This is a genomic window from Ferruginibacter profundus, from assembly GCF_054783275.1.
Map to the genome: position 1 here is coordinate 1,779,123 of NZ_BAAGQW010000001.1, position 13,034 is coordinate 1,792,156.

Genomic DNA, 13,034 nt, shown 5'->3' on the forward strand with positions numbered 1-13,034 from the left:
ATACTGTACGCATTTTTATTATCTTTAAACAAAACTTATTATATGGATATTGATGATTTTGCAAATGATAAAGAGATTATTAAGAACAGGAAACTGGAAGCTGAATTATTACGGCTACGTGATAGCAGCATTAAAAATGTTGCCGATACTTTCAATGCACAAAAATCATCGCATAAAAATCTAAAACAGTTTCTGCTGCACAAATCAGTTTCCATCCCTTTTGTATTTGAATCTTATGAAGGCAAATGGAAGAACAGGGGCTTTTATTTTTGTATTTTCAGTTATGAAAGTTCAGTACATGCAGGCCGTATAAATAACTCCGGCGTGGATTATTATTTTGCTGGTGTTTTTGATCTTGCAAAAAATTATCCGCATACAATTGCCCAACCGGAAACTGTTGCACTTAAAATTGAAAATCTTATAACGAAAGCTGATGTTGATTTTGATCATGCTAAAAAATTCTCCCGCAAATTTTATTTAGTTACAAAAGACCGGCAGGCATTAGAAATCCTTTTTTTGAATAAAGATTTAGACAGGATTACGGAACACCCCGGAGCTGAATTTGAGTTGAATGAAAATCAATGTTATTTCAGGACCGGCCGTAAACCTGTAAGCCCGGAAGAAGCCGGGGCTTTTATTGAGCTGGCGAAAATACTGCTGGAAATTTTATAGTGTAATTACTTACCCCCTCTTTCTGCAATACTAAAAAAACATTAACTTCATTTTCTGCTAATGCACACTCCTTATGCCTATTTACATGGACGTACATATTATACCGGGTGTAAAAGCCCGGGATGTGGCACAGGCCCACACCATGGACCTGGCGCACCAGGAAGAGCACCAATGCAAGTGCATGACCTATTGGATAGATGAAGAACGTGAAAGTGTTTTCTGCCTTATTGATGCCCCGAATAAAGAAGCGGTGGAAGAATTGCATTCGCAGACACATGGCCTTATACCCAACAAGATCATTGAAGTAAAAAGCACCCTGGTAGAATCTTTTTTAGGAAGAATATACGACCCCGAAAATGCTGAAACCACTACAGAAGGCTTAAAGGTTTTTAATGATCCTTCTTTCCGGATTTTACTGGTAACCCAAATAACCGACCCTGTTTTATTAAAATACAAATACGGGGCAGCAAAAGCTGAAGAATTACTGAATAACCATAATAAAATTATACGGCAAAAACTGCAGCACTTTGGCGGCAGCGAGGCAGAACATGGCGGAGCCGGATTTATTATTTCCTTTACTTCTGCCAGTGCGGCTGTTGCCTGTGCATTGGCAATACTGGATACCATAAAAAGTACCGGTGCAAATGAACCGGATCTGCGGATCGGCATTAATGCCGGCGAGCCGGTTGAAAAAAGCAACCAGCTATTTGGAGATACCTTACAGTTTGCGCAACAGCTTTGTGCTATTGCCGGCTCCATGCAGGTGGCATTGAGTAATGCCGTAAAGGAACTGGTTTTAAAAGATCATTTTCAAAACAGGAATACTAATTTTTTCACTTTATCAGCGCAGGACGAAAATTTACTGCAAACATTATACAGTACACTGGAAGCCAACTGGCCCGATACAGCATTTGATATCAGTAATTACTGCCAGTCGATGGCGATGAGTAATTCTCAATTGTACCGGAAAACAATTTCCCTTACCGGCCTGTCGCCTAATTTATTTTTAAAAGATTTCCGGCTGGAGAAAGCAAAGGAGCTGATGAATAAAAAGCAGTACAGCATTTCGCAGATCACATTTGAATCCGGATTTTCGAGCCCCTCTTATTTTACCAAATGTTTTAAAAAGAAATACGGCCTGCTGCCCATGGCCTATCTCGACTTGTTACATTGATATTATTCCGCTGATTGAATTTTACCATTGATTGAACGATTTGTTTCAGGTGCCGTACCATTTATTGAATGATTTGTTACAGCCCAGGGCCTGTTGGTGAAAGTATCTTTGAGCATCTTATCACCTAAAAACAAATTGTATGAAACTGAACACTAAAAAATTTGCGTTACTGTTGGGCATTCTGTTTTTTACTGCTTATGCCGCTATGGCGCAAAACAATCCTGCAACCAATTCATCAAACACTAAAAACACAACAACAATGAAGACCTATCTCATTGAAAGAGACATTCCCGATGCCGGTAAATTAACCCCCGAACAGTTAAAAGGCATCTCACAAAAATCCTGTTCGGTATTAAAAGACATGGGGCCAAAAATTGAATGGCTGCAAAGCTATGTTACCGGCAACAAAATATTTTGTGTGTACAGGGCCGAGAGTGAAGAGCTGATAAGGGAGCATGCTAAAAAAGGTGGCTTTCCTGCCAATGTTATTACAGAGATAGCCACTGTTATCAGCCCGGCTACTGCTACACAATAAATGAATAAACTACAAATACAAAAGCCTGTTGTTATAACAGGCTTTTGTATTTGTAGCAACTGGTGACTGGTAGCACTATTTCTCAGCGTGTATGCTGCAGCTATCGCTTAAACTAATAAAAAACTTTGAGCTTCCTTCATAAGAATACTGGCCCGAAACAGCTTATTCCGTTACAACACAATCAAGTTCTTCCTTAGTAAATTTAAAAGCCATCACTTTTTCTATATACACGCCATTCAATTCTAATTTGAATTTGAGTTTCAGGTTTTTCTCCACACCGTCTTGCCTGGTATGTGTTAAGTAATACTTGCCCGGTTGATTGGTTAATAAGGGAGCCCAGGGAACCAGATACCTGTTGGTAGTAAACTTATTCAGATCATCGATTGCATAAGAAAATCCAAGTATCCTGTATTTGGTTTTATTGATAATAGTTAAACTTAAGGAAACCATGTTTTCGAGCATTATAGTTTCTTCGCAATGATAAAAAAATTGCCGGGGTAAACTATCATTAATTACAGTTACTGATCTTTCGTTATCAAAATTCATGGAATGTAAACATGCAGTATGTTCGTAGGTACCCATTTGGGAAGTATCTACTAAAAACAGGTCGTACTTTACACCTTTTGTAAACTTATAGGCTACTTCAATATTCTCCCGGGGTTTCAGATCTTTTTTATTGACTCTTTTTTCAGTAATAGTAAAACAACCAGGGTTAGTTTTTATCGGTACATTATTGGGTACTATAAAAACCAGGTCGTAATCAAACTCAGTATTATTGGTAATTTTTAATTGCGCAATAGCAGTATTTACTATCAGGAGCAGTATAAAAAAAATAAAAATGTTCTTTCTCATTTAATGTTGATTTTATTTAGAGTTGCCGTTTTACCGGTATCAGCAATGCTGCAAAAATACCTTCATCGCATGACAATCTTTGCAGAAACTGAAAAGAATAATTACATTTATACCACCTTAAACCAACACAAATGAAAAAGTTCTTCAGTTACCTTGGCTACGCCTTATTGCTGGCTGTTATTATTGCGTTTTTTACTTCTACCGGTAAAGAACAATGCAAACAATATGTAAGCGACAAATTACCTGCCGGAAGCTTTGTGGGATTAAATGTTTCTGAAGTGCCATTTAAATTTTTGGGTGCCAAATTATTCGGTATTTACACCGTTACGTATTTTAAACCCAGCCACGTGAGTTTGCAGCAACAGGCTGCTACTACCAAATCTCCTGCTGTGGCGGCATTAATGGCTACCAGTGGCATGCAATCGGAAACTTATATCGGCATGTTCAACACTTTCTGGAAATGGTAGGATGTTAAATGCAGTCACCTGTTTACTAAGTAGAGGTATCCTTTAACCAAATACGCTTTGTTGTAACCGCCAGGTTGCAGGCAGGGAGGAGAAATTTATATTGCTGATCATGCTGTAAAGTTTGATTTTTGGGGCTGGGATACGCCGCAGTAAAGCTTTGATGTAGCGGTTTTGCCGGCAGGCTTACGTAATTGGCTGTACGATATATAAAAAACGATGATTGGAGAAGCACATACCTGTACGGAATAAAGAAAACAATTATATTTGTAAAAAATACCCGTAAAAATGACTCTTATCAAATCCGTTACCGCCGCATTGTTGGTTCTTTTTTTTATTTCCTGCTCTAAAGAAGAAAGCGCTACAGGTACAGGCACTCCAATAGTACCCGGTGTACCAGATAGCACTTACCTTGATACAGTTTTCTTTTCTAACAGAAGTAACAGCTTATTGTATGACAGCAGTGTCCTTAGTTTTTCTTATGACAACCTGAAAAGAGTTACCGTTGTTGTAGCAAAAAATTTTACAACCGGCAGTATTGTGCCCGTTGAAGGCGGAACACTGAATTATTTTTATACCAGCCAGGATACATTACCATTTAAAGCAGAACTGGTAAGAACTTATGATGCCGGAGCCAGTAATACATTTGATACCGCTACTGCTTATTTTTATTACGATGGACAACAAAACCTGATCAGGGATTCTATAATTGAAAGAGAAAGAGTGCAAAATTCTTCTCCTACCCCTAACCATTACACCATCAGCAAACATATTTATAATATTACAGTGCAAAGTCAACGTATTATCAGTGCTTATTCCTATGTAAAGCTACAGGAACAAAATATCCCTACATTTAACACCTATAAAAAGTACTACATAAATGATAGTACCGATATCAATAGCTTTGGGAATGCTGTACAAACGCTATTGCACGGAGATACGAGCTTACCCATGCTGCATCCAAGCAATCAAAAATACCTGGCCGAATTTGATAGCAAGCCAAGCCCTTTTGCAAGGCTGAATATTTTTAAATCCTTCAATTCGAGTTTGCAAAGTACCGATCCTCTGAATGATTTTTTCTACTTTGGTGATAACCCGGTATATAATTCAAAAAACAATTTCACAAAATATTCAGGTTTTACTGCCAGCTATAATTATGTTTTTAATTTTGCCAACATTTATTTACCGAATGCTTATTTAAGTAAATCAACCTATACCACCACCGACCCTTCAACTATTACACTCAGGTACAAATACAAGGCCTTGTAAAAACCAATATGTAAGTTGAACAATGGCAACTTTATTATTGCAAGTTTTATTTAATAGTGAAACACCCCTCTTTTGTTTCTGCCCGGTTAATAAGAAGGGGTATGTATTTATGACTATTTTTTATGGAAGCAGCGTTATGAAATTCTTTTCAGCAGCTTTATACAATTGCAGGATGATTTGAAGTTTGATTTTTGGGGCTGGGATACGCCGCAGTAATATTGGAGCAATATTTTTTTGGATAGGTTGTTGATTGAAGGTGAAGAGTTCCGGCCGGTGAAGACGCCGGCCAGGGAGGAAACACTGACCAGGCTGCTACGAAAGTCAGAACTCCTTAGGTTCCATTTTTGTATGCCTCACACGAAGCACACGAATTATATTTTTTGAAAACCGGTACACTATTCTGTAATGATGTTTTTCAAAAGCCCGGTAACTGCCATCGTTATTTATTTTGTATTTATCAGGTCCGTAAAATTCAGGATGATTAAGCGCTTTATTAACCGCTGTTACAATATCATTTACAACCTTGGTAGCATTTTTTGGAGATTCTTTACTAATATATTTATGAGCAGCTTTGATATGCAGTTGCGAACGCTTTGTCCAAACAACCTGGTATTGCTTTTTTACCATTTTTTTATTTGCTTTACCATTTCTTCATGCGTAACATATTCTCCTTTCTCATATTCCGCTTCCGCTTCGGCAAGCTCCTGATTGTATTGCTCTACATTTATATGTTCGTCCTGTTCTATCTCTTCCCTGAATAATGTATAAATTGCCAACGCCTTTTTCTCTTCCATAGCATCGATAAATGCGTGCAATTTTTTACGAACGGCTATTGTTGTCATACTGTTTAATTTGATATTCAAATTTACTTTTTTTTCTTTATTAAAACACTAAATGGTATACCTGCGGCAACAAAGAAGTGCAAAGGCATGGAGAGACACCGGCCGGGGAGGAAAAACAACCTTGAACTCTCTTTGGAAGAATACTGACTAAAGTGTGGCCTTGCACAGGCTTTACCTGCGCTTTGGGCAGGCTTTGCAGCGAAGGATGAGCGATAGATGATTACCGTAAAACGTGTGGAAGGCTGGTGTGGAAGGCGGTATCGGGTTGATAAAATTTAAAAGCGCTTTTAAGACGTAGCGCAAATAAAAAGGTTGCATAGATCAATACATTTTTAACGCCCAACAGGCGGATATTTTATCTGAAAAATTGCTGTTTCATACGATAGGGTTTCCTTTATTATCTTGCTATATTTGTAATTACACAAACTACCAACCATGGAAAAAACAATACACCAGGGCCACAACATAAAACGCTTTAGAGAAATGCTGGGCATTAAACAGGAAGCCCTGGCGCATGAACTGGGTACAGAATGGAACCAGAAAAAAATATCGTTGCTGGAAGGGAAAGAAGTGATAGACGATTCTTTATTGGAGCAATTGGCAACGGTGCTTAAAATACCTGTGGCAGCCATTAAAAGTTTTGATGAAGAAGCAGTGGTAAATATTATTTCCAATACCGTTCACAATCACGATAACGCATCAGCCAATTCTTTATTTAATTATTATCCCACATTTAATCCGATAGAAAAAATTATTGAGCTATATGATGCGTTGTTGAAAAGTGAAAAAGAGAAAGTGGAAATGTTGCAGAAATTACTGGATGGAAAAAAGTAATCGTTTACGAATACCTGCAATGATGAAGTATGATTTTTGAATCAGTTGCTGATTGCATACTTAGCGTTACAGCTGATTAAGGCACCGACCCAGGATAAGAACAGCAATAAATATTCGTTGCCTGATCAACAGGCTCAGTGGCGATAATCACGTACCGTACGCCCGTTTTGAGCAGCCGGTGTCCAGGCTCTGGTCTTTTTCATAACCCTGATCACTTCCTGGCACAGGCCGTATCCCGGGTCGTTCTCACATGCAATATCAGATATAGAACCATCTTTAGAAAAGATATACTTTACTACTACAATATATTTTCCTTTTTTAACGCCTCTACCCATAACCCTGGCAGCATCAATATTTCGCTGTAGGGACAATAGCAATGCAGAGTCCTGTGCAGAATTGCCCTTTACCTGCACCGTTGCAACAGCTTTGCTGCTTTTTTTGGGTTTGTTAAATTCTACCACTACTTGTTTTACTGCTACCTGCCCATGCGTATACATTATACCCCCAAGGCATAATAGCATTAACAGTAAATGTTTCATCAGCCAATGTTTTAATAAAGAAATTAAACGGGATTGCAATTTGTTTGCCCGGCAATGTTTAGGGTTATGCACTACAGCACTGTTACAAATATAAGGCTTCAATTGGTTGGGGTTGCAATGAGCTTCGGGATAAAGCAAACGGCATTTGTATAGCTACGGTTAAAAACAACACAGCGGCGAAAAAAATTCCACCCCTTCGGGGTTAGCTCTAAACTTATTTCTACAGCTATATTAATTTCATCCCTTCGGGATTATAAACCGCTAAGCCTGAAAGGCTGACATTACTGTAGCAAAATAATTATGCAAAAGTGACTAACCCTGAAAGGGTGGCATTAGAAAATTAAAAGCTTCCGTAAAACCAAACGCAGGATTTTATTTATCGAAATAAATACTCAGGTTTGTTTGCAGGGCTTCGGACAAATTGGATTAGCTGATCAATGCACAGGTTTCTCAACCCAAACAGTTTCAGTAAAAAAGGTTTGCATAACATAAGCAAAAACAGGCAAAACAATCATCAGCCAGCAAAGCACTATTAACCACTTCTTTTTATTCAGAACAAAATTGTTGAATTTTAATTGTTGCGCTGCAGGTAAATTCACATTACCGTACAATAACAGCAAAAAATAAGTTCCTGCAAATACAGGAATAAGCGCATTGATCAGTTTAGCTGTCATATTAATTGTGTGCGTACGAAGATTAGGCACCCCATATTTTCACCTGCATTTTTTTGTTGCTATGCCGTTGTTGGTATGCAGTATTGTGATAGCGTACCAACAAGGGCAAAACATAGGCAAGGAGAAAAATAAATTTGCAGCAATTACGTTATGTTGTATTAACTGCCCCATATGGCTGAGCCAATGGGTGGTTACAAAAACAGAAAATGGATTATCTGTACTGTATCTCAATTACTTAAACCGATTTACCCACTATGAAAAAATTATTGCTATTTATCATCGTTGCTATAATTACAACAAAAATCTCTGCCCAGGAAAAAACAGTGTTTAATGCCAATATGAGATATACAATACCTGCCGGTTGGTATGTAAAAGATTCTTCTTTAAAAAAGATTACGCTGCGTAAAACCGGGGATATTTACAGCCGGATAGAAATTACCCTGAACCAATACCCAGATAAAGACCTTGCTAAATTTATGGTGCTGGATAAACTACAATTTTCACCAGACCCACATGTACGTACCATACTACCTGATGTAAAATCGGGCGACCATATTTACAAAAAAATAAAATACTTTACCAATAATAAAGTAGTAATAACAAATACAGAATTAAACTACGCCACCCTAACCCGGCTTAAAAATCCGTTACCTGATGTTACCAATGGACTTATACAACTTACCGTTATTTGCAATAAAGCCCAGGAAACAGAAATGAGTAAAGTAGCGGATGCCCTGGTAACCTCCCTGGCTTATTGATAGGGCTGTATTATTTTTAGCCTTAGCCGTTGTTGGTATCGAAGCAAGGATAATGAGCGATGGGGTACCAACAACACGGGTGAAATAAAAGCTGTAACAAACGCTATGTTGTTTTTGCCGGAGTGGGCTTCGGGCTGCGTTGTTGGAAGGCTTGCGCACTTGCTTTAGCTACATACCAACAACGGCGAAGGGTTATATTATTTTCTCAAAGTGTATGCTGCGGTTGCAAACCGCCAAGACTAATAGACACCAGTCGCCTTCCTACGGAAGAAGACTGGCGCCAGTGGGGTACCAACAATACGGGTGAAATAAAAGCTGTAACAAATATTGCGCTATGTTGTTTTTGCCGGAGTGGGCTTCGGGCTATGTTATTGGAAGGCTTGCGCACTTGCCTTAGCTACACACCCACAACGGCGAAGGGTTATATTATTTTCTCAAAGTGTATGCTGCGGTTGCAAACCGCTAAGACTAATAGACACCAGTCGCCTTCCTGCGGAAGAAGACTGGCGCCAGAGGGGCAACAATGGCGAAGGGTTATATTATTTTCTCAGAGTGTATGCTGCGGTTGCACACCGCTAAGACTAACAGGCACCAGTCGCCTTCCTACGGAAGAAGACTGGCGCCAGTGGGCTACCCGACATATCAAAAACGGCGAAGGAAAGCTACCTTTTTTGACTTTTTAGTTTTCGTCTTTCCCAATACAATTTCCAGTGTATCAACCATTCTTTATGCTCCCAATTAATATCAAACTTATTTTTTTTATCACTCACCCACGCAGGTATTGTTATTTTACTGTGCAACATTGGTTTGTTATTCATTACCTGCTGTTTGTATTCCTGGTCAAGTGAAGATTTTGGATAGTAACGAATATCAATGATAGTGAGATTTTTTGTTGCCTTGTAAATGTGAAGATTGATGTCGTAAAAATTTTCATACAACTGCTGTAAGGTGGGCATTTGCTGCTGCAATGTAAGAGGAATTTTTAGATCGTTCTCTTTTTTCCTCATCCTTCTTTGTACATGAAAGTTATCCCCGCTGTTCTTTATTTCTGATACAATGAATTTGCAATTGTCTGAAATTTTATTCCAGGTTACTTCTCTTGCTAACTCAAGCAAGACTGGAATTGCTTCCTCTATGTCGTTTTGTAATGTTGATGCAATCATTTTCAACTGGGCTTTGTTGGTTTTGCCTGAGTGGACTTCGGGCTGAGTTAGTTGTGGTATATTATTTTCTCAAAATGTATGCTGCGGTTACAAACCGCTAAGACTGATAGACACCAGTCGCCTTCCTACGGAAGAAGACTGGCGCCAGTAGGCTTCGGAATGTGTTGTTGGTAGTCTTGCGCACTTGCCTGCCCGACATACCAACAACGGCTAAAAGTCTGGTTGACACCAGTGAGGGAAGGCTGCAGCGAAATTTATTTAAATAGAAAAATCTCTTTATGTTCATTAAATAAGTCCCTAAGTTTATAGAATGCTCTTAAAGTAAATGTTTTTGAATTATACAAATAGTTTACATTTTTTTCGCCTGGTTTCAGAAAGGACATTGCTTCTCTGATATCATCTTCGTTAAAGAATGTTTGCACGTCCAGTTCCTTTGTTTTGAAATACATGGTATAGTATTGCGAATGATCTGCCGGTTGCTGATAACTATACCCCTCTACACCATCGAGCTTGTAAATAAATGGGAGTATGTATTCTTTACCGGAAAGCCGGAGGCTATCGATATTGTAATCAATCGTTATTTTAGCTGGTAAAGCTTTTTGTATACTTGTGTGATAGTCGTGTGTATATAGCTCGTAAGTTGTTGTAAATTTTTGTGTATAGTATTTGCCCTGTATCTTAATAATGAAAAGGATACAATCCATTGCAGGATCAATAAATTCATTACCAAGGGAGTCATTACCATGGGTGTCGTATATAGCCATTCTTCCCGCTTGTCTTATATCGAGCCCAATCGCCCAGTCGTCAGCAGAAAAACTGGTTATTTTAATTGCACTATCTATAAACTTACCTAGAGATTTTTGAGCTGTTGCAATAGAAAAACTTAAACTACCAATTATTATAAATAGATATTTACGCATAATTATAAATTTTATGTAGCTGCTACCCTGCCATTTCATTATCATAATGACTGAGGAAACAATGGCGCTAACAAATATAAGATTTTGAAAGCAGCTATCAGGTTCCTTTGAGTAATGTAATTAGTGGTATAAATACATTCCAGGCTTAAGTTAAAGCTCAATAGAGTAATACAGTACAAGAGTGCGACGCCACTGAAGTTCAATATTGTTACTCACGCTAATACCCAAAAAAACATGGTCAGACGTAGGCGTCAGACCATGTTAAAAAAACAGCCGCTCATTACTGAACGGCTGTTTACTAAATATACTTTTAAACCTTTTCTACTTCTTCTCTTACTTCACTTCCTCAAAAGGCACATCCTCTACTTTGCTTTCACTGTTTTGCTGTTGCGGTTCGCTGCCTGCATCCGGGCCGGGTTGTGCGCCTGGGTTAGCTCCTGCACCATCCTGTGTGGCCTTGTACATGTCTTCACTTGCGGCTGTCCAGGCAGTATTCATTTCTGCGGTAGCGGCGTCAATCTGTGCAAGGTCGGCAGTTTTGTGGGCAGTTTTTAATTTTTCCAGAGCGGCTTCAATAGGTGCTTTTTTATCAGCAGGTATTTTATCACCGTATTCTTTCAGTTGTTTTTCTGTCTGGAAAATTAAGCTGTCGGCACCGTTTATCTTTTCTACTTTTTCTTTTTCTGCTTTATCAGAGGCTTCGTTGGCTTTAGCTTCGTTCTTCATTTTTTCCACTTCTTCTTTGCTTAAGCCGCTACCACCCTGTATGGTAATGCGTTGTTCTTTACCGGTGCCTTTATCCTTAGCCGTTACGTGTAAGATACCGTTGGCATCAATATCAAATATCACTTCAATCTGCGGTACACCACGTGGTGCAGGTGGAATATCGGCCAGGTTAAATTTACCCAGGCTCTTATTCTGGTTGGCCATTGGCCTTTCGCCCTGCAGTACATGTATTTCCACCCCCGGCTGGTTATCGCTGGCGGTACTGAATGTTTCTGATTTTTTGGTTGGGATGGTAGTGTTGCTGTCGATTAACCTTGTCATTACACCACCCATGGTTTCAATACCCAGGCTTAACGGGGTAACGTCTAACAACAATACATCTTTTACTTCTCCGGTCATTACACCACCTTGTATAGCAGCACCAATAGCAACTACTTCATCAGGGTTAACACCACGGTTAGGTTTTTTACCAAAGAATTTTTCAACGATCTCCAGTACTTTAGGGATACGGCTGCTACCACCTACCATTATCACTTCGTCAATTTCGCTGGTGTTCATGCCGGCATCTTTCAATGCCGCTTCGCATGGTTTTAAACAACGTTCAAATAATTTATCAGCCAGTGCTTCAAATTTTGCACGGGTTAATTTTTTCACTAAGTGCTTTGGCACACCATCCACTGCAGTTACATAAGGCAGGTTGATCTCTGTTTCAGTAGAAGAAGATAATTCTACCTTAGCTTTTTCACTGGCTTCTTTTAAACGTTGCAAAGCCATCGGGTCTTTACGCAGGTCAATGGCTTCGTCGGCTTTAAATTCGTCTGCTAACCAATCCATGATCACTTTATCAAAATCATCACCACCTAAGTGGGTATCACCATTGGTAGATTTTACTTCAAATACACCGTCGCCTAATTCCAGTACACTGATATCGAATGTACCACCACCAAGGTCAAATACAGCGATCTTCTGGTCTTTACCGCCTTTATCCAAACCGTAAGCCAATGCAGCTGCGGTAGGTTCGTTTACAATACGTTTTACGGTAAGGCCTGCAATTTCACCCGCTTCTTTTGTAGCCTGGCGCTGTGCATCGTTAAAATAAGCAGGTACGGTAATTACCGCTTCTGTTACTTCGTGGCCCAGGTAATCTTCGGCAGTTTTTTTCATTTTCTGCAATACCATGGCACTTATTTCCTGTGGCGTATATAACCTGCCATCTATGTCGATACGAACTGTATTATTGTCGCCTTTTACTACTTTGTAGCTCCAATGGCTGATCTCTTCAGTTACTTCATCAAAACGGCGGCCCATAAAGCGCTTAACGCTGCTGATGGTGTTTTGAGAGTTGGTAATGGCCTGGCGCTTTGCAGGATCACCTACTTTACGTTCGCCATTTTTAAGGAAAGCCACTACCGACGGGGTGGTGCGGCGCCCTTCTTCGTTGGCAATCACCACGGGTTCGTTACCTTCCATTACGGATACGCAACTGTTGGTGGTTCCTAAGTCAATTCCTATAATCTTTCCCATGTTGTAAAAATTTATTGAGTTTACAAGGAATAGTCAATGATTGTGCCATTAGGGATTTTATGCAAAATTGGCAGAAAAGGGAGGATAT

At 39.3% G+C, this 13,034-nt stretch carries 15 protein-coding genes; 7 read left to right on the forward strand and 8 right to left on the reverse strand.

Features of this window, described 5'->3' with window-relative positions:
• The first annotated feature begins 42 nt into the window (after positions 1-42).
• The 3 genes from ACYVM0_RS07580 (at position 43) to ACYVM0_RS07590 (ending at position 2,381) form a co-directional block, all read left to right on the forward strand.
• The gene (locus ACYVM0_RS07580) at positions 43-672 is read left to right on the forward strand and encodes a hypothetical protein (protein WP_460554858.1); all 630 of its coding nucleotides are present in this window, start codon (positions 43-45) and stop codon (positions 670-672) included.
• A gap of 85 nt (positions 673-757) precedes the next feature.
• Positions 758-1,846, forward strand: a complete 1,089-nt coding sequence (locus ACYVM0_RS07585; protein ID WP_460554861.1) for a nickel-binding protein — start codon at positions 758-760, stop codon at positions 1,844-1,846.
• Between the two features lie 139 nt (positions 1,847-1,985).
• Positions 1,986-2,381, forward strand: a complete 396-nt coding sequence (locus ACYVM0_RS07590; RefSeq protein ID WP_460554864.1) for a DUF4242 domain-containing protein — start codon at positions 1,986-1,988, stop codon at positions 2,379-2,381.
• A gap of 162 nt (positions 2,382-2,543) precedes the next feature.
• Here ACYVM0_RS07590 and ACYVM0_RS07595 read toward each other — a convergent pair whose 3' ends face one another.
• On the reverse strand, positions 2,544-3,233 hold the full coding sequence (locus ACYVM0_RS07595) for a hypothetical protein (protein ID WP_460554867.1): 690 nt from the start codon (positions 3,231-3,233) through the stop codon (positions 2,544-2,546).
• A 131-nt stretch (positions 3,234-3,364) separates the two neighbouring features.
• Between ACYVM0_RS07595 and ACYVM0_RS07600 the strand changes: the two genes are divergently transcribed.
• Together ACYVM0_RS07600 and ACYVM0_RS07605 are read left to right on the forward strand one after the other, a co-directional pair.
• Positions 3,365-3,700 (forward strand): hypothetical protein, encoded by a 336-nt coding sequence (locus ACYVM0_RS07600; RefSeq protein ID WP_460554870.1) that lies wholly within the window; start codon positions 3,365-3,367, stop codon positions 3,698-3,700.
• A gap of 285 nt (positions 3,701-3,985) precedes the next feature.
• A complete protein-coding gene (locus ACYVM0_RS07605; protein ID WP_460554873.1) occupies positions 3,986-4,966 on the forward strand; it encodes a hypothetical protein in 981 nt (326 codons plus the stop codon).
• Positions 4,967-5,287: 321 nt separating this feature from the next.
• Here the strand turns inward: ACYVM0_RS07605 and ACYVM0_RS07610 are convergent, their stop codons facing one another.
• Together ACYVM0_RS07610 and ACYVM0_RS07615 are read right to left on the reverse strand one after the other, a co-directional pair.
• The gene (locus ACYVM0_RS07610; protein WP_460554876.1) at positions 5,288-5,593 is read right to left on the reverse strand and encodes a type II toxin-antitoxin system RelE/ParE family toxin; all 306 of its coding nucleotides are present in this window, start codon (positions 5,591-5,593) and stop codon (positions 5,288-5,290) included.
• Positions 5,587-5,808: a hypothetical protein gene (locus ACYVM0_RS07615; RefSeq protein ID WP_460554879.1), complete on the reverse strand. Its 222-nt coding sequence runs from the start codon at positions 5,806-5,808 to the stop codon at positions 5,587-5,589. The genes ACYVM0_RS07610 and ACYVM0_RS07615 overlap by 7 nt, the downstream gene beginning before the upstream one ends.
• A gap of 435 nt (positions 5,809-6,243) precedes the next feature.
• Here ACYVM0_RS07615 and ACYVM0_RS07620 point away from each other — a divergent pair, with 435 nt between their 5' ends.
• A complete protein-coding gene (locus tag ACYVM0_RS07620; protein WP_460554882.1) occupies positions 6,244-6,642 on the forward strand; it encodes a helix-turn-helix transcriptional regulator in 399 nt (132 codons plus the stop codon).
• A 134-nt stretch (positions 6,643-6,776) separates the two neighbouring features.
• Here the strand turns inward: ACYVM0_RS07620 and ACYVM0_RS07625 are convergent, their stop codons facing one another.
• Positions 6,777-7,181 carry an energy transducer TonB gene (locus tag ACYVM0_RS07625; RefSeq protein WP_460554885.1) on the reverse strand — a complete coding sequence of 135 codons (405 nt, stop codon included), beginning with the start codon at positions 7,179-7,181 and terminating at the stop codon, positions 6,777-6,779.
• A 434-nt stretch (positions 7,182-7,615) separates the two neighbouring features.
• Positions 7,616-7,855, reverse strand: coding sequence for a hypothetical protein (locus ACYVM0_RS07630; RefSeq protein ID WP_460554888.1), 240 nt, complete (start codon positions 7,853-7,855; stop codon positions 7,616-7,618).
• A 254-nt stretch (positions 7,856-8,109) separates the two neighbouring features.
• Between ACYVM0_RS07630 and ACYVM0_RS07635 the strand changes: the two genes are divergently transcribed.
• Positions 8,110-8,613: a hypothetical protein gene (locus ACYVM0_RS07635; RefSeq protein WP_460554891.1), complete on the forward strand. Its 504-nt coding sequence runs from the start codon at positions 8,110-8,112 to the stop codon at positions 8,611-8,613.
• Between the two features lie 662 nt (positions 8,614-9,275).
• On the opposite strand, the gene ACYVM0_RS07640 is transcribed toward ACYVM0_RS07635, so the two are convergent.
• From ACYVM0_RS07640 to dnaK, 3 genes are all read right to left on the reverse strand, one after another.
• Complete coding sequence (locus ACYVM0_RS07640) at positions 9,276-9,776, reverse strand: hypothetical protein (RefSeq protein WP_460554894.1); 501 nt, start codon at positions 9,774-9,776, stop codon at positions 9,276-9,278.
• Positions 9,777-10,030: 254 nt separating this feature from the next.
• On the reverse strand, positions 10,031-10,696 hold the full coding sequence (locus ACYVM0_RS07645; protein WP_460554897.1) for a hypothetical protein: 666 nt from the start codon (positions 10,694-10,696) through the stop codon (positions 10,031-10,033).
• Between the two features lie 333 nt (positions 10,697-11,029).
• Positions 11,030-12,946, reverse strand: a complete 1,917-nt coding sequence (dnaK, locus tag ACYVM0_RS07650; RefSeq protein WP_460554900.1) for an Hsp70 family protein — start codon at positions 12,944-12,946, stop codon at positions 11,030-11,032.
• Between the last annotated feature and the right edge of the window lie 88 nt (positions 12,947-13,034).